Annotated in this window: 10 protein-coding genes; 6 read left to right on the forward strand and 4 right to left on the reverse strand. The window is 70.1% G+C overall.

Annotated elements, in window-relative coordinates; genetic code table 11:
* The first annotated feature begins 118 nt into the window (after positions 1–118).
* Both NJ1_RS35250 and NJ1_RS35255 read left to right on the forward strand, forming a co-directional pair.
* Positions 119–12,538, forward strand: coding sequence for a non-ribosomal peptide synthetase (locus NJ1_RS35250; protein ID WP_169813245.1), 12,420 nt, complete (start codon positions 119–121; stop codon positions 12,536–12,538).
* Positions 12,535–15,021, forward strand: coding sequence for an excinuclease ABC subunit UvrA (locus NJ1_RS35255; protein WP_067703837.1), 2,487 nt, complete (start codon positions 12,535–12,537; stop codon positions 15,019–15,021). Before NJ1_RS35250 ends, NJ1_RS35255 begins: the two co-directional genes overlap by 4 nt.
* A 66-nt stretch (positions 15,022–15,087) precedes the next feature.
* Here the strand turns inward: NJ1_RS35255 and NJ1_RS35260 are convergent, their stop codons facing one another.
* Positions 15,088–17,349, reverse strand: a complete 2,262-nt coding sequence (locus NJ1_RS35260) for a M28 family peptidase (protein WP_067703840.1) — start codon at positions 17,347–17,349, stop codon at positions 15,088–15,090.
* A gap of 39 nt (positions 17,350–17,388) precedes the next feature.
* A complete protein-coding gene (locus tag NJ1_RS35265; RefSeq protein WP_067703842.1) occupies positions 17,389–18,150 on the reverse strand; it encodes an SDR family oxidoreductase in 762 nt (253 codons plus the stop codon).
* A 126-nt stretch (positions 18,151–18,276) separates the two neighbouring features.
* Between NJ1_RS35265 and NJ1_RS35270 the strand changes: the two genes are divergently transcribed.
* On the forward strand, positions 18,277–19,104 hold the full coding sequence (locus NJ1_RS35270; RefSeq protein ID WP_067703845.1) for a helix-turn-helix transcriptional regulator: 828 nt from the start codon (positions 18,277–18,279) through the stop codon (positions 19,102–19,104).
* Between the two features lie 25 nt (positions 19,105–19,129).
* On the opposite strand, the gene NJ1_RS35275 is transcribed toward NJ1_RS35270, so the two are convergent.
* Positions 19,130–20,779 carry an alkaline phosphatase D family protein gene (locus NJ1_RS35275; protein ID WP_067703849.1) on the reverse strand — a complete coding sequence of 550 codons (1,650 nt, stop codon included), beginning with the start codon at positions 20,777–20,779 and terminating at the stop codon, positions 19,130–19,132.
* Positions 20,780–20,904: 125 nt separating this feature from the next.
* Between NJ1_RS35275 and NJ1_RS39920 the strand changes: the two genes are divergently transcribed.
* The 3 genes from NJ1_RS39920 to NJ1_RS35285 all read left to right on the forward strand — a co-directional run bounded on the left by NJ1_RS39920 (position 20,905) and on the right by NJ1_RS35285 (position 22,826).
* Positions 20,905–21,081, forward strand: coding sequence for a hypothetical protein (locus NJ1_RS39920; protein WP_169813246.1), 177 nt, complete (start codon positions 20,905–20,907; stop codon positions 21,079–21,081).
* Between the two features lie 134 nt (positions 21,082–21,215).
* Positions 21,216–22,286 (forward strand): cation diffusion facilitator family transporter, encoded by a 1,071-nt coding sequence (locus tag NJ1_RS35280; protein WP_084479188.1) that lies wholly within the window; start codon positions 21,216–21,218, stop codon positions 22,284–22,286.
* Between the two features lie 156 nt (positions 22,287–22,442).
* On the forward strand, positions 22,443–22,826 hold the full coding sequence (locus NJ1_RS35285; RefSeq protein ID WP_157574544.1) for a hypothetical protein: 384 nt from the start codon (positions 22,443–22,445) through the stop codon (positions 22,824–22,826).
* A gap of 19 nt (positions 22,827–22,845) precedes the next feature.
* Here NJ1_RS35285 and NJ1_RS35290 read toward each other — a convergent pair.
* Positions 22,846–23,581, reverse strand: a 736-nt coding sequence (locus tag NJ1_RS35290; protein ID WP_067703855.1) for a dienelactone hydrolase family protein, incomplete at its 5' end; no start/stop codon positions are given.

The raw sequence follows: 23,581 nt of genomic DNA on the forward strand, positions 1-23,581 counted from the left end.
CGGAATTGCAGCAGACTTCCAGCAAATCTACGGTACTGTCCGCGGCGGGACGTGCAAACAACGGCGTTGTCCTATTGCGCCCCGGCGCATTCCGCAGGTCTCGACTTCGGGAGGGACAGTGCTCGCCGATTCTCCGAATGTTTACCAGGCCGTGCCGTTCGAATTGTCCCGAGCACAAACGGAATTGTGGCTCGCGGACGACTTCGCGTGTGTAGACGGCGCTTCGGATGACGTCGACCGCCCACGTGCGCTGCCGGGGCAGGCGCACTATCTGCAGCTGCGGGGTGAGCTCGACGCCGACCTCTTCCACGACGCGAGTCATCGCGCCTTCGAGGAGTTCGGCGTCGGGCGACTGCGGATCGGATCCGCGAGCGGGCGGCCGTACCAGTGGATGGCCGCCGATATCGGCGGCGGGCTCGAGCGCGTCGACCTCGGCGGCGAGCCCGATCCGCATGCGGCAGCGCTGGACTGGATGGACCGCCGGCATCGCACGCCCATCGACCTCGTGGACGCGCCGCTGTGGGCGGCCGCCCTGCTGCGGGTCGGTCCGGACCATCACATCTGGTACGCGCAGATGCATCACATCGCCATCGACGGCTACGGCGGGCTCAGCCTGATCGCACGCATCGGCCAGTGGTACGAGGCGCTGCTGGCCGGCGGCACGCCGCCCGCGTTCGGCGGGCTCGCTCCGGCCCAGATTCAGGCCGCCGACGCCGAGTACCGCGCCTCCACGCGCTTCGCGGCCGATCGCGACTACTGGCGAGATCGCTTCGCGGACTGGACCGCACCGCTGCCGGTGGGCTCCGTCCCGCGTCCACGGCGCCGCGATGCGCTGCCGCCCGCGCTGCGCACCGCGGGCGCGCTGTCGGCGCGGGAGTGGGACCGCCTGGAGCGCCTCGCGGCCGACTGCGCCGCCAGTCCCGCGCAGGTGCTCGTGGCGGCGGTCTGCGCCTTCCGCGCGGGTATGGCGGGCGAGCCGGATCCGACCATCCTGCTGGCCGCCTCGGCGCGAACCACGGCCGCGCTCAAGAAGTCCGGCGGCATGCTCGCCAACGTGCTGCCGATCCGGCTGCGCTGTGCGGGCGGGGTGAGCGTGCGGGAGCTCATCGCGGCCGCGGCCCGCGAGACCACCGGCGGACTGCGGCATCAGCGCTACCGCTTCGAGGATCTGCGCCGCGATCTCGGGGTCGGCGCGGAGCGGACGCTCGGCCCGAGCGTGAATCTGATGTTCTTCGATCGCACCAGCCGGTTCGGAGCGGCGGTCGGTGAATACGCCATCCTCTCGTCCGGTTCCGTGGCCGATCTGCATTTCAATCTCTATCGCGCGGGTGCGGAGCAGGGCCTGTCGGTGGATATCCTCGCCAACCCCGAAAAGCACAGTCCCGGGGAGCTGGACGACCAACTCCGGCACCTACTGCTATTTATCAGCAACTTTATCGAGGCTGACCCTGACTCACCGGTCGGGCGGATTCCACTGCTCGACGATTGCGAGCGTGAGCGAATTCTGCGGGTCCCGATTCCGGCCCCGCCGATCGATCCCGCGCTGCTGCCGGACCTCCTCGCCGCCGGCGTCGGCCGGGCGCCCTCCGCGGCGGCCGTGGTCTGCGGAGACATCAGCCTCACCTACGCCGAACTCGATTCCCTCTCGAATCGTCTGGCTCGCAGCCTCGTTCAGCGTGGTCTGGGCCCGGAGGACATCGTCGCGGTCGCGGCCCGCCGCTCGGCGGAATGGGTGACCGCCGTCTGGGGGATCGCGAAGTCCGGCGCGGCCTACCTCCCCATCGACCCCGGCCACCCCGCCGACCGCATCGAGGCCGCGCTGAGCGGAGCCGCCGTGCGGCTGGTGATCACCACCGCGACAACCGAACTGCCGGACGTCCTGAAGCAGGGGCGGGACGAGTCGGGCCCGGTGCGTGTCGAGCGGGAGTTGCTGGTGCTCGACCACGCGCTGCGGCCCAGCGCGCTCGCGGGCATTCACGACGCGCCGCTGACGGGGGACGAACGGGTTCGACCGCTGCGGCCCGGCCATCCGGCGTACCTCGTCTACACCTCCGGATCCAGCGGAATCCCCAAGGGCGCGATCGTCACTCACGCCGGTCTGTCGAATCTGGTCGCCGCGCAGTCGGAGCATCTCCCCGCCGGACCGGGCGACCGCATGCTGTGCGTCACCACGACCACCTTCGACGCCTCGATCTGGGAACTGCTGCGCGCCGCGACCAGCGGAGCGACCCTGGTCATCGCCACCGGGGACGCCTACGCGGGCCCCCTGCTGGCCGATCTCGTTCGTCGCGAACGCATTTCCCACGCCTTCATCACCCCGGCGGTCCTCGCCGGGACCGATCCGGCGGGCCTGGACTCGCTGCGCTACCTCTGCACCGGGGGCGAGGACTGTCCCCAATCTGTCGTCACGGCGTGGTCTTCGGGCCGCACATTGGTCAATGCCTACGGTCCGACCGAGGCCACCATCGTCACCAACCTCGGTCTGCTGGACCCCGATCGCCAGGTCTCGCTCGGCTCGGCCGTCCCCGGCGTCCGCTGCCATGTGCTGGACCCGTGGCTGCGACCCGTCCCCGTCGGTGTCCTGGGCGAGCTCTACCTGGGCGGCCCCGCACTGGCCCGCGGCTACCTGGCCCTACCGGGCTCGACCGCCGCGCGTTTCCTGGCCGATCCCTTCAGCACGGGTGATCGGCTCTACCGCACCGGCGACCTGGTGACCCGGAACGAGCACGGCGACATCGACTTCCACGGCCGGGCCGACTTCCAGGTCAAGGTTCGCGGCCTGCGCGTCGAACTCGGCGAAATCGAATCCGTCATCGGTGACCACCCCGGCGTGGCGCAGGCCGTGGTCATCGTCCGGACCGACGGGATCGCCGCGGCCGAGCCCGAGGGCGGTCCGCGATCCGCGCCCCGGATCGTCGCCTACGCCGTCCCCGAACCGGGCTGCCTGCTCACCACCCGGGAATTGGAAGAGACCGCGGCGCAGAGCCTGCCCGCCTACATGATGCCGACGATCGTCCTGCTGGATCGATTCCCCGTCACGGCCAACGGGAAGGTCGACCGCCGGGCGCTGCCTGCCCCGGCAAGGGTCGAGACGGCCTACCGGGCTCCCGTCACGGCGGTGGAAAAGATTGTGGCGGAGGCCTTCTCGGCCGTCCTGCGTGGCGAGGTCCGCGCGCCCGAGGACGGCGGTGAAGATGTTGCCGCCGAGCAGGAGTCGCCCGGCGCGAGCGTCGTTCGATCGGACCGAGAGTCTTCGGCGGGGATCCACGGGGTCGCGCGATCGGCGAACGAGCGTGCGCGGCGGCACGGTGAGACCGGCGGACCGTCTGTCGGCCTGGATCACGACTTCTTCGCCCTGGGCGGGGATTCGCTGACGGCGGCGCTGGTGGCGGCGCGCGTGGGCGCTGCGCTCGGCATCGAGTTCGGGGTCCGGGATTTGTTCGAGGCGAGCACGGTGCAGGGGTTGGCCCAGCGCCTGCACCGGCAACTGGACCGGATCGACCGTGACCCGAACATGCTTGTCTGTGAACCCGCTTCGCTGTCCGCGGCCGATCGCCGCAGCGTGCTGCACGAGTGGAACGACACCAGCCAGGCCGTCCCGCTGACCTTGCCGCAACTGCTCACCCGTGCCGCCGCCTATGCCCCCGACGCCGAGGCAGTGGTGTGCGAACACGCCACGCTGACCTATCGGGATCTGTCCGCGCGGTCGAATCGGCTGGCGCGCACCCTGATCGCTCGCGGCATCGGGCCGGAAGACGTGGTCGCGGTGGCATTGCCACGGTCCGTGGAGTGGGTGGTCGCGGTGTGCGCGGTGGCACACGCCGGTGCGGCATACCTGCCCGTGGATCCGGACGCACCCGCCGAACGCATTCGCGCCATGCTCACCGATTCCCGTGCGGCATTTGGCATCACCACGGCGAGTTACCATCCCGAATTGCCCCGACTCTCGGGCGAATGGCTCCTGGCCGAGTCGATCCCGGCCGCCCACCTGGACGGCCGAGTCGCCGGTACCGATTCGGTCACCCCGGCCGCCGAGTCCGATCCGGTTGTCCCGATCACCGACGCCGACCGGATCCGCCCGCTGCGGCTGCAACATCCGGCCTACATCGTCTACCGCTCGAGTTCCGAGAGAACGCTCAGAGGCGTCACCCTCACACATGCCGGGCTGGCGAATATCGTTGTCACCCAGGCGCAGAGATGCGACGCCGATCCCGACGCCCGCGTGCTCGCCGCCGCGGCACCGGCCGACGACTCCTCGATCTGGGAACTGCTGCTGGCGCTGGCGGGCGGCGCGACCCTGGTGCTCGCCCCACCGCGGGTGAACCTCGACGCCGACCTGCGCGAACTGCTCGTGCGCGAGCGCATCACCCACTGCATGCTCACTCCCGGCGTCGTGGCATCCCTCCCGGATCCGCGCCGTCTGCCCGACCTGCGGCTCGTGGTCACCCAAGGCGAGTGCTGCCCCGCCGACCTGGCCCGCCCGTGGTCGCCGGACCGAACGTTCCTCACCGCGTACGGCCCCGCCGAGGCCACCATCGTCTCGACCGTCAGCCGCCCGTACAGCGAATCGGACTCGCACACCGCCGTTCCCATCGGCCAACCGGTGGTCGGAGCCCGCTGCTATGTCCTGGACCGCCGGCTCGAGCCCGTACCCCCGGGCGTGGTCGGCGAGGTCTACATCGCCGGTCCCGGCCTGGCTCGCGGGTACCTGCACCGCCCGTCCGCCACCGGCGCGGGCTTCGTGGCGGACCCCTTCCACGCCCCGGGCCGCCGCATGTACCGCACCGGTGACCTGGGCTCCTGGCACCCCGACGGCCATCTGGAACACCACGGCCGCACCGACTTCCACCCCGCGCCGTGCGACATCCACATCGCCCGCCCCGCCGATTCCAGCGACCCCGCCGTCCCACCGCCCCCCTTCCCGGGCTCCGATTCGCCCACCGGAGCCGAAAACATCACCGGAGCCGAGGCGACTACCCAGTTCACGGTCTCCGCGAGCGGACAGACGGCCACCCGGAGCAGCGTCAGCACGAAGGGAGAGGCGATATCCGGAGCCGGAGTTGGCGCTGGGACCGAAGCCAGGGCAGAAGCCGTGGCCGAGACCGAGACAACCGCCGGGCGCGGGAGGACCACCGGAGCCGATTCGGCGATCACTGGGGATACAGTCACCTCGCCGAGTCGCGACAGTGATTCCGTAGCAGCGCCTTCGGCAGGTGAAACGCGGTCGGCCGAACCAGTTGGCATGGTCGACGTCGACGCTGGCGCAGCGGGTTCGGCCGCGGCGCTGCCGGAGCCGGCAGACGCCACGACGGCGTCCCCGTGGGATCAGGTCCGGCCGGAGCGAGTTCCGCTTTCTCCGGCGCAGCACGGGATCTGGCTGCTCGATCGGGCCGGTGCGGGCGCGGCCTATCACATTCCGCTGGCGGTGCGGCTGCGCGGCGTACTGGATGTGTCAGCCATGGCCGCGGCCGTCGGCGATGTCGTGGCGCGGCACGAGGCCCTGCGGACGTACTTTCCGGAGCACGCCGGTGAGCCGTATCAGGCTGTGGCGGAAGCGGATTTCAGATCGCTGGAAGTGCAGCGGGTATCGGCGCGGAATCTCGATCGAGCACTCGCTGAGTTCGCGGCCGCTCCGTTCGACCTGGCTGTCGCGCCGCCGCTGCGAGTTCGCCTGTACGCGGTCGACGGTGTGGCGCAGGCACATTGGGTCCTGGCCATGGTGGTGCATCATGTGAACGCGGACGGGTTTTCGCTGGGCCCGCTGAGCCGGGATCTGGCCCGGGCGTATGTGTCTCGCGCGCGAGGTGTTCCGCCGGACTGGTCGCCGCTGCCCGTGCAGTACGCGGAGTACACGCGGTGGAAACAGGCTCGGCTGGGAAACCCTCAGGACCCCGGTTCCGAGCTGAACCGCGGACTCGCGCACTGGTCCCGGGTGCTGGCGAACGCGCCGGGCGAACTGCTGCTGCCCAGGGATCGACCGCGTCCCGACATCGCGCGCCATACCGGCTCCTGCGTGGAATGCGTTCTCCCGCAGGTCACCGCCACCGGCATCCGGGAGCTCGCGCGCGCACATCGCGCCTCACCCTTCATGGTGGTGCACGCCGCCCTGGCGGTGCTGCTGGCCAGGCTCTCGCGGACCCCGGATGTGGTCATCGGTGTGCCCGTCGCGGGTCGCGAAGCAGCGGGGCTGGAGGACCTCGTCGGCATGTTCGTGAACTCGGTCGCCCTGCGCACCGTCATCGATCCCGACGAAGCCTTCGAGGACCTGCTGGCCCGGGTGCGGGAAGCCGACATCGACGCGTTCACCCACTCGTTCGTGCCCTTCGACCGGGTGGTCGAGGCGGTCGATCCGCCGAGGTCGGCGTCCCGGCACCCGCTGTTCCAGGTGTGCCTGGCCTTCCGGACCCCCGGTCCGGCCGAGTTCCGACTACCGGGCCTATCGGTCGACCCCATCGAGCCCGGCGCCACCACCGTGCGGTTCGACCTCGAATTCGAAGTGGTCGAACGGGAATCGGGTACGGAACTCTCTCTGCGCTACGACACGGACCTCTTCGATTCCGGGACCGCACGGCTGCTCCTGTACCGCCTCGCCCGGCTGCTCACCCAGGTGTCATCGGATCCGGCCCGCCCGGTCCACACCCTGGACCTGCTCGAACTCGCCGAACGCCGTCTCCTGCTGCAGGAGTGGAACAACTCGGGCGCCGCGCCGCCGACCACCCTCCCGGCCCTGCTGTCCCGCGCCGTCCAGCTCGCCCCGGACTCCGGCGCCGTCTGGTTCGAAGGCCGCGCCTTCACCTATCGCGAGATCGATCACCGTTCGAACCGGCTGGCGCACTGGCTGATTCGTCAGGGTATCGGCCCCGACCACGTCGTGGCCGTAGCGCTGCGCCGCTCGGCGAACTGGCTCGTCGCGCTCTGGGCCGTCGCCAAATCCGGTGCGACCTATCTGCCGATCGACCCCGGCTATCCCGCAGGGCGAATCACCGGCATGCTGAGCGACACCGGCGCGGTGCTCGGCTTGACCGCCACCGAACTGCACGGCCGGCTCCCCGAATTCCCCTGCGCCGAGCCACGATCGGGCTGGATCGCGCTGGACGATCAGGCTGTGCTCGCGGCGGTCACCGCCGTTCCGGCCACGGCGGTCACCGAGTCGGACCGGCTGCGGCCCGTGCGTCCGCTCGACGCGGCGTACATCATCTTCACCTCCGGTTCCACGGGTGCTCCGAAGGGTGTCGTCACCACCCACTCCGGCCTGGCGAACCTGGTCGCCGCCCAGGCCGAACACTGTGCACCCGACAGGCATTCGCGCGTACTGCAATTGGCATCGCCGAGTTTCGACGCCTCGATCTGGGAGGTGCTGCTGGCCGTCGGAGCCGCGGCCACCCTCGTGGTCACGGATCCTCATGTGCACGGGGGTCAGGACCTGGTCGATCTGCTCCGGCGGCAGCGTGTCACCCACGCCCTCATCACCCCCGCGGTGCTGGCGGGAATGGATCCCGCCTCCCTCGCCGGTCCCGGATCGAGCTCCGCGCTTCGCGTGCTGGTCACCGGCGGCGAGACGATCGCACCGGCCGTGGCCGCCCGCTGGGCCGTCGGCCGCACCCTCCTGATCGCATACGGCCCTACCGAATCCACCGTCGTCTCCCACCTGAGTGCCCCGTATCGCCCGGGCGGGTCGATCACGATCGGCGCGCCGATCAACGGTGCCCGCGGTTACGTGCTCGACGAGCGCCTCACCCCGGCCCCCATCGGCGTTCCGGGTGAGCTCTACCTCGCCGGGCCCGCGATCGCCCGCGGCTACCATGAGCGTCCCGGCCTCACGGCCGCTCGATTCCTGCCCGATCCCTTCGGCTCGGGCCGGATGTATCGCACCGGAGACCTGGTCCGTCATCGTCCCGACGGGGCACTGGAGTTCTTGGGCCGCAACGATTCCCAGATCAAGATTCGCGGCATGCGGGTCGAACTCGGGGAGATCGAAGCCGCTGTCTCGGCTCTGGCGGGCATCTTCCAGGCCGTGGTCGTGATTCGCCAGGACAGCCCCGTCGGTCCCCGGATCGTCGCCTACATCGTGCCCGACAAATCGCGGCTCGGCCTGCAGATCGTCCCTGATCGCGCTGCGGCACAGTCGATTCAGCCTCTCGCGGCGGGGCATGGAACCGGAGATTCGGCGCCCGGCTCCGCTGCGTCTCGGGTAGGTTCCCGCCCACCGGTGGACTCCGTGACGGCCACGATGTCACCCCCGGAGTCCGGTGCGCTGCGCGCCCAGCTCCGTCAGCGCCTCCCCGAGCACATGGTGCCCTCGACGTTCGTGGTGTGCGAGCACCTGCCGCTCACCGTGAACGGCAAGGTGGATCGGGCGGCCCTGCCCGCGCCGCAGTGGGAGGCCGGGCCGTTCCGAGCGCCCGTGACGCCCATGGAGCGGACCGTGGCGCGGGTGTTCCAGGAGGTGCTGGGGGTCCAGCGGGTCGGCGCGGACGACGACTTCTTCCATCTGGGCGGGAACTCGGTGAACGCCGCGCGGGTGGCCGCGCGGCTGGGCGTGAGCACGGGTGGCCGGGTACGGGTCCAAGAGATCTTCGACGCGCCGACCGTGTGCGCGCTGGCCGAGCGCGTGAGCAGGCCCGCCGTCACCGCCCGGCCGTCGCTGGTAGCGCTCACGCGGCCCGAGCAGGTGCCGCTCTCCTTCGCGCAGCAGCGCCTGTGGCTGCTCAACCGCTTGGACCCGGAGTCGGCGGCGTACAACATTCCCCTGGTGCTGCGCCTGCGGGGCGAGCTGGACGCGGCCGCGATGACCACGGCCCTGCGCCACGTCCTCACCCGCCACGAGGCCCTGCGCACGTATTACCCCGCGTACGACGGCATCGGACATCAGCGGGTGGACTCCGCGGAGCACGCCCTGTCGGTGGCGCTGGGCGGCCACGCCGGCCTCGAGGCCCCCGGGACGTCGCTGACCGCGCGGGTGGTGGCCCCGGACGCGCTCGCGACGGTCCTGGCCGAATTCTGCGCCGAGCCCTTCGATCTGGTTGCCCGTGTTCCGGTGCGAATCGGAATCTTCGAGGTGGGCGCGGGCACGCGGGAGTGGGTGCTGGCCTTCGTCGTTCATCACGCGAACGCGGACGGCTACTCACTCGGACCCCTCGCCCGGGATATGGGTGAGGCGTACGGGGCGGCGCTGACAGGTGCGCGGCCCGCCCGGGCCGCGCTTCCCGTGCAGTACGCCGACTACACGCTGTGGCAGCGGGCCGTGCTGGGATCGCCGGGAGATCCGGAGTCGGAGCTGAACCGGCAGATCGCCTACTGGCGAACGACTCTCGCGGACATCACCGCCGAGTCCGGGCTGCCCCTGGACAGGCCACGTCCGGTGGTGGCGTCCCATCGGGGTGCGACGGTGTCGTGCGCGATCGGGCAGGAGACGGTCCGGCGTCTGGAGCAGGTAGCCCGCGACCACGACGCGTCGCTGTTCATGGTGCTGCACGCGGGCCTGGCGCTGCTGCTGAGCGAGTGGGCGGGCAGCTCGGACACGGCGATCGGCACGCCGGTGGCGGGCCGAGGCGAGGCCGCGCTCGACGAGCTGGTCGGAATGTTCGTGAACACCCTCGTGCTGCGCGTGGAGACCGCTGGAGCCGAGACGTTCTCGCAGCTGCTGCAACGGGTGCGCGCGACGGACCTCGCCGCGTTCGAGCATTCCGAACTGCCCTTCGAGCAGGTGGTTCAGGCCGTGGATCCGGCCCGATCGCGCGCGCGGCATCCGTTGTTCCAGGTGCTGCTGGCACTGCAGAACCTGGACCCGGTGCACCTGGACCTCCCGGGGCTGCGGGTCGAACCGCTGCCGGTGGACGCGGCCGCCGTGCGCTTCGACCTCGAATTCGTCCTCGGCCGAACCGATTCCGGGCTGAACCTCGATATCCGCTACGCCACGGACCTGTACGAGCACCGGACCATCGAGGACATGGCCGGGCGCTATCTGCGGCTGCTGGATCAGGCCTGCGCGCATCCGCACACCCCGCACGCGCGACGTGCGCTGCTCGACGAGCAGGAACATCACCGGCTGGTGCACGATTGGAACCGCACCGGCAGTGCCGAGACCGACCTGCTGCTGTCGGACCTGCTGCACGCCGCGGTACGGCGCGCGCCGAATGCCGAGGCCGTCCGCAGCGGCGACACCGCTCTGACCTACCGCGAACTGCACGAGCGCGCGGAGCTGCTCGCACGTTCGCTCCGGCGGCGCGGTATCGGCCCGGAAGACATTGTGGCGCTGGGCCTGCCTCGTTCACTGCCGTGGATCGTCGCCTGCTGGGCGGTCGCGCTGTCCGGGGCGGTGCTGATGCCCGTCGACCCGGGTTTCCCGCCGGCTCGGATCGCCCGCATGATCGGCGACGCCGGTCCGGCGATCATTCTGACGACGGCCGCAGGACGCGACGCCTTCGCCGGAGTGCCGGACGTCGAATCGCTGGTGATCACGGCGGGCGGGACTCCCGTCGAGGAGAACCCGGCCGCCGATACCGATGACGCCTCGGCAACCGTGCGGCCGCTTCGGACGGGCAACGCCGCCTACGTGATTCACACCTCCGGTACGACCGGGGTTCCCAAGGGAGTGGTCGTCACCCACGCGGGCCTGGCGAATCTGGCCGCCGCACAGGCTCGGCAGATCGGCGCCCGCGAGGATTCGCGCGTACTGTGCCTGGCCGCACCGACTTTCGACATATCCATCTGGGAGCTGGTGCTGGCGACGCGGGCCGGCGCCACCCTGGTTGTCGCGCCCGCCGACGCCTACGCCGGCAGCGCGCTCGTGACTCTCATGCGCACCGAGCGGGTGACGCACGCGTTCGTCACCCCCGCGGTGCTGGCCTGCACCGATCCGGCCGATCTGCCCGATCTCTCGGTGGTGATCACCGGCGGCGAGTCCTGCCCGCCGTCCCTGGTCGCGTCCTGGGGCCGCGATCACTGCCTGGTGAACGCCTACGGACCGACCGAGGCCACGGTCCTCACGAGCATGAGCGATGTGCTCGACAGCGATCAGCCGATCACCATCGGCGCTCCGGCGGTGGGGATTCGGTGCTATGTGCTGGACCGCTACCTGCGGCCGGTGCCGGTCGGCGTCACCGGCGAGCTGTACGTCGGCGGAGTCGCCCTGGCGCGCGGCTACCTCGGCCGTCCGGGGGTCACCGCCGCGAGTTTCGTGGCCGGTCCGTTCGGGGCCGAGGGGCAAAGGCTCTACCACACAGGCGATCTCGTCGCCTGGACCCGGGACGGGGAACTGGCGTTCCGAGGCCGCGCCGACTTCCAGGTGAAGGTGCGCGGAATGCGCGTCGAACTGGGTGAGATCGAGGCCGCGGTGGCGGCCGCGCCCGGGGTCGCGCACGCGATCGCCATGCGCACCGACGCGTCCGCCGAGGCGAGCCTGGCCGCGTACGTCGTCCCGGAGCCTGGCCGCACGCTCGACACCGCTGTTCTGACCGCGAGTGTGGCGCAACGACTTCCGGCCTACCTGGTCCCCACCATCGTCGTGCTGGACGAACTGCCGATGCTGGTGAACGGCAAGGTGAATCGCACGGCGCTGCCCGCTCCCGCCATCACCCAGCCGCAATACCGTGCGGCGGTGACCGCGACCGAGTGTGCGGTGGCCGCGGCCTTCGCCCAGGTGCTCGATTACGACCGTGTCGGACTGGACGACGACTTCTTCGCGCTCGGCGGCAATTCGCTCTCCGCCGCGCGGGTCATGTCCCGTCTCGACGGCGTCACCCTGCGTGATCTCTTCGAGGAGCCGACCGTCACCGGCCTGTCCGCCAGGCTCGCGGCCCGGACCGGTTCCACGCGGGACTCGTTCGAGGTGATACTGCCGCTGCGCCGGGGGCCCTCGGCCCCGCTGTTCTGCATCCACCCGGGCGGCGGCATGGCCTGGCCGTACGCGGGCCTGCTCGGCGGGCTGCCGCCGCGGATCTCGCTCTGCGGCATTCAGGACCCCTGGGTGGTGCGCGGTGAGGTTCCGTACGTGAGCCTGCGCGAATACGCCGAGCGCTACGTCCGCGAGATCCGTCGTGAGCAGCCCGAGGGACCCTACCGGCTACTGGGGTGGTCACTCGGCGGTCGCATCGCGCACGAGGTCGCGGTGCGACTGCAAGCCTCCGGAGCGGAAGTCGAGCTGCTGGCTCTCATGGACGCGGCCGTCGATGACGGCACGAACCACACCGAGCGACAAGAGGATTCCGACGCCGCCTGGCTCGAACTACGCGCGCTGGTGACACCCGATACCTTCCCGCCGGACCTCGTCGAACGCGCGACAGCCGCCCTGACCCGTCCGGTGCCCGGAGCGCCGAGCGGCCGCTTCGAGGGCGATCTGCTGTTCTTCACCGCCACCCGCGAGCCCGATCGCAAACAGGCGCGGGGCTGGCGGGATCACATCACCGGCTCGGTGCGGAACATCCCCGTCGATGCCACCCATATCGGCATGGCCCAGCCAGATCCGATGTCCCGCATCGCGGCGGCGCTGACGGAACGACTCGAGCGCAGCCCTGTGGACGACCGGGGACAGAATTGAGCACCGCTCATCTTCCCGAAGCCGTCCGGATTTTCGGGGCGCGGGTGCACAACCTGAGGGATATCGATGTGGATGTCCCGCTGTGGTCCTGGGTGGCGATCACCGGCCTGTCGGGTTCCGGCAAATCCTCGCTGGCCATGAATGTCCTGTACGGCGAGGGCTATCAGCGCTTCCTGGACGGCCTGTCCACCTACACCCGCCGCCGTATCTCCCAGGTCGAGCGACCCGATGTGGATCGCATCGATTTCCTGCCCGCCACGCTCGCACTGCGGCAGCGCCCGCCGATCCCCAGCCGCCGCAGCACGGTCGGCACCATGACCGAGGTGTACAACGTGCTGCGCCTGATCTATTCGCGGCTCGGATCCCATCTGTGCCCCACCGGTTTCCGGTTGCCGCCCACGTTGGACACGGCCAGGAAGGGTTACGTCGATCTGCCGGAATGCGGTGGCAGGGTCGAACTTCCGGGAGCGGAGTCCTTCGCGTTCGATTCCTTCGGCGCCTGTCCGCGCTGCGGCGGCCTGGGCACCATCGAGGAGATCGACGACGCGGCGCTCGTCCCGAACGAGGACCTCACGATCGCGGGCGGCGCGGTCGCCGCCTGGAAGCTGCCGCTGCGAGACTTCCAGCCGCAGATCGCCGCTCAGCTCGGCGTGCGCATCGATGTGCCCTATCGCGAGCTGACGCCCGAGGAAAAGAAGATCGTGCTGGACGGCCCGGCCACCAAACGGCACGTCGTGGTCAGCACCAAATCCGGCCGGGCGGCGGAACTCAACGCCACCTACGAGAACGCCCGTGCCGCCGTGCGTCATTCGCTCACCAATACCTCCAGCGAGACCACCCGCGACCGGCTCGGCAGGTTCTTCACGCTGCACACCTGCCCGCAGTGCCACGGAACCCGGCTCCGCCCCGAGGCCCTCACCACCCTGGTGGATGAGAAGAACATCGCTGAGACCAGTGCGCTCACGCTGGACGAATTACAGCCGTGGGCAATGGGATTGCCGGGCCGATTGCCCACCGGGCTGTCCGAACTCGCGCACCGGCTGACGGGGGAGTTCCTCCGGACCATGACGCCGCTGCTCACCCTCGGGCTCGGCTATCTGACCCTGGATCGCGCCGGTGAATCGCTCTCGACCGGTGAGCGGCAACGCATTCAACTCACCTCCACCCTGCAGGCCCGATCGACCGGCATGCTCTACGTGCTGGACGAGCCGTCCATCGGACTGCATCCGGCCAATGTCGAGGGCCTGCGCGGCGTCATCCGCGCGCTCGTCGACAACGGCAATTCGGTGGTGATGGTGGACCACGACGTGGACCTGCTGCGCTGGGCCGACCATCTGATCGAGATGGGCCCGGGCGCGGGACGTGCGGGCGGCACCGTGGTCGCCCAGGGGACCGTCGAGGAGCTGGCGCGCAACGCCGATTCCGTGACGGGGCCGTATCTTTCGGGCCGGGCCGATACCCGTGCGCGCAAACAGCGCCCGGTGCATCCCGGCGACGATCACCTCGAGATCACCGTCGGGGACTACTACACCCTGCACGAGGTGACCGTCCGCGTCCCGCTCGAGCGCCTCACCCTGATCACCGGCGTATCCGGTTCCGGCAAAACCAGTCTCGTGCTGGACAGTCTCGTGCCCGCACTGTCCCGGCAGCTCGCGCACCAGCCGCTTCCGTCCCACGTGCGCGAGCTGAAGTCCGGTGGCATCACCCGGGTGGTCACCGTGGACTCCACGCCGATCGGCAACAACAGCCGCTCGACGCCCGCCACCTACTCCGGCGCCTTCGACGGCATCCGCGCCCTGTTCGCCGCTACACCTCTCGCCCGCGAAAAGCACTGGGGTGCGGGTCGTTTCTCCTACAACGTCAAGGGCGGACAGTGTCCCACCTGCACCGGTCTCGGTGAGGTGTCATTGGACGTGCAGTACCTGCCCGACATGACCCTCACCTGTCCGGCCTGTCACGGCGCCCGCTACAACCCCGAGACCCTCGAGGTCCGGGTCGACGGTCTCACCATCGCCGATGTGCTGAACCTGACCATCGTGGACGCCGCCGATCGTTTCGCCGACACCCCGCGCATCGGGCCGCCCGTGCAGGCCCTGCGCGAGGTCGGTCTGGGGTATCTGTGTCTCGGCGAACCGACCCCGACGCTGTCCGGCGGCGAGGCCCAGCGCATGCGGCTCGCCGGTGGCCTGCGGTCGGGTCAGGGGCACGCCCTCTACGTCTTCGACGAGCCCACCACCGGCCTGCATCCGCGCGACGTCGGCACCCTGCTCGGGGTGCTGGATCGGCTGTTGCGTTCGGGAGCGACGATCATCGCCATCGACCACGATCTCGACATGATCGCCAATGCCGACCACGTCATCGACATGGGTCCCGGCGGCGGCCCGGCCGGCGGGCGCGTCGTGGCCACCGGTACGCCCCGCCAGATCGCGAAGGCGCCCGACAGTCTCACCGGCCGCTATCTCCGTCATCACCAATTCGACTGAGTCACAGAGGCTTCAGAGAACCCCTGGGGGTCCACTCGGCCGGTGGCCGTGATCTCGCCGCGCCCGTCATCGGAGCCCCGGCACCGATACGAACACCGCGCTGGCGGCATCCTGACGGAGGTAGTAGTCGGCGGGCGGAGCCTGATAGGCGTCCAGCTTCGAATCTCCCAGCCAGTCGAAGTCGGTGAGCCGCAACGACAGCGGTCCCGCGGGCACGACCAGTTCCACCTCGACGCCCTCGGCGGCCGGTGCGTAGAACCGGAATCCGTCCTCCGGCGGTGCGGCGATCTCGCGCCCGCCCACCCGCAGGGACTGCGGTCGCACATCCCAGTGCAGATCGATGCGGGTCCCGCCCCGCGGGGAACGCAGTCGCAGCTTCACCGTGCGCTGTCCCGATCCGGTGGTGTCGGAAAGGATGTCGGCGGTCGGAGCCGCGAGCGACTGGGCGGGTGCGGGTCCGCTCGACACGGCACTCGGCCACAGATCGCTGTACGGAGCTCCGGGCTTGTTGTCGCTCACATAGTTTCGGGTCCACCCGTCGGGGGTCGTCGCGGAGATCCACCGCGCCTCGTGTGTGTCGCCGTCGAGTGCGTACACCAGGTTCGTCATGCGCGGATGTGCATCGTCGAAGCGGTCCACGGCCAGCCCCGCCGCGCACAGCGCGACGGTCACCAGCACGGCGGTGGCCGGGATCGTCCAGCCGCGCTCGGCCGGCCAGGTGCGCGCGAGCGTCAACAGGAGCAGCCCGCCCAGCAGCACCACGGCGGGCGCGGTCAGGAACGGCGCGGTGGTCAGCCCCGTCTGCACGCCGAGCCACGCGTTCCCGCCCAGGAATACCGCTGCGGGCAACAGCGATACGGTCAGCACCGGCAATCGTCGGCGCTCGGGCGTGCGGAAGGTGAGGGCGACCCCGATCACGGCGGAGCAGGTCGGGATCACCAGCACCGCGGCGGCGGCCGGCAGCAGCGCCGCGAGCCCCGCGCCGATCAGGGCGATCCCGCTCAGCAGTCCGATCAATGCGCCAGGCGCGCCGAAGACCTTGCGCGCGAACGCGAACCAGGCCAGCAGGGCGGCGGCCGACAGCACGATCATCGCGACCTGGAAGAACTCCGGGCGATAGGGATCGATGGGCATGCCCTTGTACACGGGCTCGACGCGCTGCAGGACCCACCACATCCCGTAGGTCGCGCCGACCGCGACCGGCAGCGCCAGCAGGGCGGTCACGCCCGCGAGCAGCACGCGCCGGAGGGTGGTCTCGCCATTGCGCCGCACCTGCCGAATCACCCAGGCCAGCACCGCGACCATCACCACGGCCACCGCGATGATCACCCACAGCGGCAGCACCACGAGAATCTCGAAGGGCAGCATGAAGTACGCCCGGTTCTCGTCGATCGTCTTGTCGCCCAGATCTTTCTGGCCGAACTCCTCGGCCTGGGCCAGCGTGTTCTCGCCCATCTGCTGCAGGCCGGGCAGATTGACGTGAGCCGGATCGTCCAGTCGATTGTGGTAGTACGCGGTCTTTCCGGCGTACGCCCAGTCCAGCACGCGCAGGCCGCCGGGCTTGAACGCGACGAAGTCGGTGGTGCTCGAGGTCGCCTCACCGGCCAGCGCGGTGGTGATCGAATCGGTGTTGGGGTAGGGAACCGCTGCTGCCACAGCCTCGATCAGCGCGCCGTCGGGCCGGGTGAGCCGCCACAGCAGCGGCGAACCGCCCGCGCCGCGCGCCTCGTGATTGATCACCACGCTGTGCTCGCGGTCGTAACCGCCTGCGGCGACGAAGGCTTCGGCCCCGAACAGGCCCGGTTCCTCGCCGTCGCTGAGCAGGACCACCACGTCGTTGCGCAGGCCGGTTTCGCCGTGCCGCAGCACCCGCAGGGTCTCCATGATCGCGGCGACACCCGCGCCGTCGTCATTCGCGCCCGGCCCCGACGGCACCGAATCATAGTGGGCGACAAGGTAAACGGTGCCGGTGGAGTCGGTCCCGCGCATGCGGGCGACGATATTGTCGACCCGTCCGATCCCGATCTCACCCGACTTGAAATCGACCGGCCAGCGCCCGATCCCGCTGCGGATCTCGGTGTCCAGGCCCAGTGTGCGCAACTCACCGGCGAGGTAGTCCCGCACCCGATCGTGCTCGGGTGTGCCGACCGGATGCGGCGCCCGCGCGATCTCCTCGATGGTGCGCAGCGCACGGCCCGCGCTGAATTCGTCGGCGGGAGCCGACTCCGGCCGGAATCCCGACGGTTGCTGCTGCCATGCCGTGGCCGCGGTGACGATCAGCAGCAGTGCGAACGCCAGCAGTCCTCGAAGTCCTCGTCCCACCCGCATGGCTCCGATAGTAGGCACGAAGATCAACGGGTCGGTGAATCACGCCTGCTGCGTGGGCAGGATGACGGCCTGGCGCAGGTTGACGTGGGCGGGACGGCTGGTGGTGTACGCGATCAGATCGGCGATATCGCCCGCGCTCAGCGCGGAGACCGCCTCGAACATGTAGTCCAGCTGCCCGCTGATCTCCGGATTGTCGATGTGGGTGGCGAGCTCGGTGTCGGTCAGGCCGGGCTCGATATTGGTCACGCGCACCTTGCGCGGCCCCAGTTCCGCGCGCAGCGTCGCCGACAGCTGGGTGATCGCGGCCTGCGTCGCGCCGTATACGGCGTAGGTCGGGAACGGGACGTGTGCGCCGATCGAGGAGATGTTCACCAGATCGGCGGTGCGGCCCGCGTCGGCGGCGGCCAGCAGATCCGGGACGAAGGCGCGGATCATGCGCAGCCGCCCGCCGAGATTGGTGTCGATCATGCGGGCCCACTCGTCCTCACGACCGTCGGTGATCGGATTGGGCAGCATCACGCCCGCCGAATTGACCACCAGATCCACCGGTCCGAAGACCTCGTGCACCCGCTCGGCCGCCGCGGTGACGCTCGCGGAGTCCGTGACGTCCACGGGCACCGCCAGAGCGGTTCCGCCCTCGGCCTCGATCTTGGCGGCCAGGGTCTCCAGCCGGTCCGCGCGGCGGGCCAGCAGTGCCACTCGCGCACCGGAGGCGGCCAGCAGCAGTGCCGTCTGCTCGCCCATACCGCTGGCCGCTCCGGCGACGACGGCGGTGCGGCCGGCCAGGTTCTCGTAGCTCATCTCAGGTATTTCCTCACTGTGTGGTGTCTTGCTCTGCACTCATCCTGCGAGGACCGCGCCAGGTCAGCGAGGGTTCCGGTTTTCCTGGGTCTGGCAGTACCAGGTTGGGTTCGTAGGCTGTAGAGCATGGACAGCGATCTCGGTGAATTCCTGCGGTCCCGCCGCTCCCGGATCCGGCCGGACGAGGCCGGCCTGCGCGAGTACGGCCGGCGCCGCGTTCCGGGACTGCGCCGCGAGGAGGTGGCGCAACTCGCAGGGGTCAGCGTGGACTACTACATCCGCCTCGAACAGGGGCGCGGCCGCAATGCCTCGGACGCCGTTCTGGACGCCGTGGCGCGGGCACTGCGGCTGACCGATCCCGAACGCCTGCACCTGTACGCCCTGGCGCGCCCGGTCCCGGCGGCTCGGGCGGTCGTGGCCGCGGGCGCCGACACCCTGCGGCCGGGCGCCCGGCTGGTGCTCGACGCGCTGACCGCTCCGGCCTTCGTGCTCGGCCGTCGGATGGACGTGCTGGCCTGGAATGCCATGGGCGACGCGGTATCCGGCTTCGCCTCCGTGCCCGAGGGGGAGCGCAACCAGGCCCGCTACCTGTTCCTCGATCCGGCCGCGAGCGTGCTGTACCCGGACTGGGAGGAGGTGGCCGCCGAGACCGTCGCCTTCCTGCGCCGGGATGCCGGATTGCACCCGGGCGACCCGCTCCTCGATGCCCTGGTGGCGGAACTGTCCGCCCGCTCGGAGCCGTTCCGGCGAATCTGGGCGACGCACACGGTGCGGGACAAGACTCACGGAGACAAGCGAATTCAGCACCCCGTGGTGGGACTGCTCGAACTCGGCTACGAAACCCTCGCGCTGCCCGGCGATCCCGATCAACTGCTCGTGGTCTACACCGCCGCTCCGGGCTCGGCGGCGGCCGCGGGTCTGGCCGAGCTGGCTGCCCGGGCGGTGCTGGTCTAGCGTTTCGAGCGCCCTTGCCCACCCCTCAGCGATTGCTCGGCAGTGCGTCGGTCGCGATATCGGGGGTGGCGGGCCGTGTGACGGGCGGGTCGGGACGCCACGCCTCGGTTGTGCCCGCGATACCGTCGCGGACCACATAGCTGGCCCGCGTGGTGACCGGAGCGCCCGGCCGGTGCACATAGGGCAGCACTCGGAAGTCCGTGCGGCACAGTTGCTGATCCAGTTCCACCCGGACATATCCGCGCTGACCGTTGAAGAACTTGAGGTCCGGATTGGCGGCCTCGAGGCGGCGTCCCACATCGCTCATGTCCTCGCCGTCCCCGCCGCTGCTGATCGAGGTCCCGGTGAACTCCGTTGCCACCACGGGAGATTCGAGATCGGAGAAGTCGCTGCGCAGATCGGCGGCGTAATTGTGATGCCGGTCCCCGGTGATCACCACCAGATTGTCCACACCGCGCCGCGCCACCGTGCCCAGCAGCGTATTGCGGTCGGCCACATAGCCGTCCCAGGCATCGGTGCCCAGGGCCTCGCCGTCGCCGGGATCGTAATCGGATCGGGCCATGGCCACCTGATTGCCCAGGATCTGCCAGCGCGAAGGCGAGGACGTCAGGCCGTTCAGCAGCCAATCGCGCTGCCGGGCACCGAGAATCGTGCGATCGGGATCGAACCGGGCCGGGCAGTCGGTGACGACGTCGCCGTCACCGCAGGCCTGCGGGCTCCGGTACTGCCGGGTGTCGAGCAGGGTGATCTCGGCCAGGTCGCCGAAGGCGTAGCGCCGGTGCATCAGGATCTCCGGGCCCGAGGGCAGCTGCGCGATGCGCAGCGGCTGGTGCTCGTAGAGCGCCTGGAAGGCGGCCGTGCGCCGACGCCGGAACAGGGCGGGCAGGTGGTAGACGTCGAAGCTCGGGCCATTGTGGTCCCCGGCCCAATTGTCGTGCACCTCATGGTCGTCCATGGTGATCAGCCACGGGAACGCGGCGTGCGCGGCCTGCAGCGGCGCTTCGGATCTGACCTGCGCGTACCGCATTCGATAGCCGCGCAGATCGAAGGCCTCGTCCGCCAGATCCCGCTGGGTGCTGCCCGCTCGGCCCTGCACCCAGGCGCTCTCGTAGATGTAGTCGCCCAGGTGCACGACCAGATCCAGATCCTCCGCGCTCATGTGGTCGTAGGCCGTGAAATAGCCGTACCCCCAGGACTGACAGGACGCGTACGCGAATCGCATTCGCGCGGTGGCGCTTCCGGGGCGCGGGGCGGTCTTGGTCCGCCCGGTCGGTGAGATGCTCTCGCCCGCGCGGAATCGGTAGAAGTACCACCGATCCGGTTCCAGGCCGTTGATCTCGGGATGCACGCTGTGCGCCAGCTCCCGGGTGGCCACCGCGCTGCCGCGCACCACCACGTCCCGGAAGCCCTCGTCCCGCGCGAGTTCGAAGTCCACGGTGACCGGTGCGAGCGTCATGCCGCCGAACCCGTCCGGTGCCAGGGGATCCGGTGCGAGCCGGGTCCACAGCACCACGCCATCGGGGGTCGGATCGCCCGAGGCCACGCCCAGGGTGAACGGATCGCCCAGTCGGCGGGGCGCGCGGAAGCGTTCACTGCTCACCGCCGCCGCCCCCACGAGCACTGCCGTCGATCCAGCAGCGCCGAAACGCAGTAACTGCCGCCGAGAAACGGTCATGAACCAGGCTAGGAATGCCCAGGGTGTGCTGCCGTGAACGCCGAGGGCGGTGTGGTCGAACTTCCGGTGACAGTTCGGCGCGGGCGGCCGATGCGCGAACTCCGGCGCAGGAGTATGCAGGAGTAATGGGCGCTCATCCGCAGCGGACGCCGTTCTACGGCGTGCTGTTGCTGATCACCTTCATGATCGCCGGGCTGTGGGCCCGGGATCTGCCGTGGCTGTGGCTGCGCGTCGTCGTGTTTGCCGGGCTTGTGGTCATGGCTGTGATCGGATTCGTCATGACGTTCCGCGACTATTCCTGACCATCTCCTGACCATCGGAGTCGATTGCCGAAAGATAGCCCTTGCGCCGCTCGGGCATGATTCGCGCTGCGAAGTGTTGCACACATAGTGATGTATGCATATGGTGTGAGGCGGTAAAGATCGAAGGAGGGTTCATGGGCGCCGGACACGACCACGCCGCAGGTTCAACCGTCGACGAGTCCGACGGCGGGCATTCCCACAGCGGGCATTCCCACGGCGGAGAGTCCCACGGTGGGCACTCGCACGGCGGCCATGCCGGGCACTCGCACGGCGCGACCGCCGACAGCGACAAGCGCTGGCTGGCCGGCGCGCTCGCCGTCATCGTCGTGTTCCTGCTCGGCGAGGTCATCGTCGGTGTGGTCTCCGGATCGCTGGCCCTGCTCTCGGACGCGGCGCACATGCTCACCGACGCGGCCTCGATCGTGCTGGCGCTGTGGGCGATCCGGCTCGCCGCCAAACCGGCGCAGGGTCGGATGACCTTCGGCTGGAAGCGAGCGGAGATCCTCTCCGCCCAGGCCAACGGGCTCACCCTGCTGGGCCTGGCTGCCTGGCTGACCTACGAGGCCATCCGCCGCCTCATCGATCCGCCCGAGGTCACCGGCGGCCTGGTGTTGATCACCGCGCTGATCGGCATCGTGGTGAACGTGCTGGCGAGTTGGATGATCAGCCGCGCCAACCGCACCAGCCTCAATGTCGAGGGCGCGTACCAGCACATCCTCAACGACCTTTTCGCCTTCATCGCCACCGCGATCGCCGGCGTCGTCATCATGCTGACCGGATTCGCCCGCGCCGACGGCATCGCCACCCTGATCGTGGTCGTGCTCATGGTCAAGGCGGGAATCGGCCTGGTTCGCGCCTCGGGCCGGATCTTCCTCGAGGCCGCTCCGGCCTACCTGGACCCCGAGGAGATCGGCGAGCGGATGGCCGCCACCGACACCGTGGTCGAGGTGCACGATCTGCACATCTGGGAGATCACCTCCGGGGTTCCGTCGCTGTCGGCGCACGTGCTGGTCGAACCCGGCCGGGACTGCCAGCGGGCCCGCGCGGACGTGGCGCGGATGCTCGCCGAGCGCTACCGGATCGACCACGCGGTCCTTCAGGTCGATTACGTGGAGTGCGCCGACGAGGAGCACGCCGACCACGACCACGCCCCGCACTGCGCGGACTCGCACGGCCCCGTGCATCGCTCGGTCTCGGCGAGCTGATGTACCGGACACGGGTTCCGCTCGTACGCTGGGGATGAGGCCATCCCCACGGCAGGAGGCGACCATGTCCGGTAATTGCCCAGGTCACACTGCTAATTGCCCAGGTCACGCCGGCCGATGCGCGGCGGCGCGAACTCGAACGACCGGTGCACCGCGATGAATTCGGCCGCGGCGCGCTTCCGCCCTCGTGACCTGGTCGAGGTCGAATTGGACCTGGGCTCCTCCCGCCCCAATCCGCAGTGGTGGCTCGACACCCGTGCCGCACGCCGGCTCTTGGTCGCGGTCGATGCCGCGCCGCACGCCGACGCGAGCCGGGTGGAGAACGATCCCGGCTATCGAGGTCTGGTCGTCTCGGTGTCCGACGGCCGGATCATCCGCATCCGGCGCGGCACCATCGAGGTCACCGGCGAGACCGGTGTCGCGGAACCCATTCGGCGTGCCGACCCCGATCGGGCGCTGGAGCGCTGGCTGCTCGACACCGGCCGCACGATGATCGGCGACCCCGAATACGCCGCCGTCACAGCGGGATTCGAGCAGTAGCCGCGCTCGCCGTTCGGAATCAGGCCAGGTAGCGGGCGTACCAGTCGGTGACGCGCTGCCAGGCTTGCGCCGCCGCGGCCGGTTGGTAGCGCTGACCGGTGTCGTTGAAGAAGGCGTGGTCGGCGTCCTCGGCCACGAACATCTCGTGTGGCAGACCGGCCTTGTCCAGGGCGGCCTCGGCCGCGGGGCGCGATGCGTCCACCCGGCTGTCCAGGGCGCCGTAGACCCCCAGTACGGCCGCGTCCACGCCGGTGAACTCGCCGCCGTCCGGGAACGGTCCGTAAAACGGTGTGGCCGCGGCCAATTCGGAGACGCCGGAGGTGAGCAGCAGCCAGGTGAGCCCGCCGCCGAAGCAGAATCCGGTGGCCCCCAGCTTCTTTCCCGGGACCCGCCGCTGTAGCTCGGTCAGGCCCGCGCGCAGATCCGCGACGAACCGCTCCTGCGGGAGCTTCCCGAGTGCGGCGGTCGCGGCCGCCGGATCGGTGAAGGTGGCGGTGCCGCCCTCCTCCGAGAGCAGGTCGACCGCGAGCGCCGAATACCCGACGCCCGCGAAACGTCCTGCTACGGAACGAATATGGTCCGTCAGCCCCTTGTTCTCGTGGATCACCAGCACCCCGCCGCGTGGTTGCGCGGCCTCGGCCCATGCGGCCTGCAGGGTCCGGCCCTCCGGCCCGGCGAAGGTGATCGCGCTCGGCGTGATCGCGGTGGCGGTCCCCGGGGGCGGCCCGGACGGCGCTGCCGAGGTCGCGCCCACG

Origin of the sequence: Nocardia jejuensis NBRC 103114, assembly GCF_001613145.1 — a bacterium.
Taxonomy (GTDB): Bacteria; Actinomycetota; Actinomycetes; order Mycobacteriales; family Mycobacteriaceae; genus Nocardia; species Nocardia jejuensis.

Coding starts and splice junctions, on each gene's coding strand:
- NJ1_RS35260 (WP_067703840.1), bottom strand. CDS start 17,349: ATGCGGGTGGGACGAGGACTTCGAGGACTGCTGGCGTTCGCACTGCTG.
- NJ1_RS35265 (WP_067703842.1), bottom strand. CDS start 18,150: ATGAGCTACGAGAACCTGGCCGGCCGCACCGCCGTCGTCGCCGGAGCG.
- NJ1_RS35270 (WP_067703845.1), top strand. CDS start 18,277: ATGGACAGCGATCTCGGTGAATTCCTGCGGTCCCGCCGCTCCCGGATC.
- NJ1_RS35275 (WP_067703849.1), bottom strand. CDS start 20,779: ATGACCGTTTCTCGGCGGCAGTTACTGCGTTTCGGCGCTGCTGGATCG.
- NJ1_RS39920 (WP_169813246.1), top strand. CDS start 20,905: ATGGGCGCTCATCCGCAGCGGACGCCGTTCTACGGCGTGCTGTTGCTG.
- NJ1_RS35280 (WP_084479188.1), top strand. CDS start 21,216: ATGGGCGCCGGACACGACCACGCCGCAGGTTCAACCGTCGACGAGTCC.
- NJ1_RS35285 (WP_157574544.1), top strand. CDS start 22,443: ATGAATTCGGCCGCGGCGCGCTTCCGCCCTCGTGACCTGGTCGAGGTC.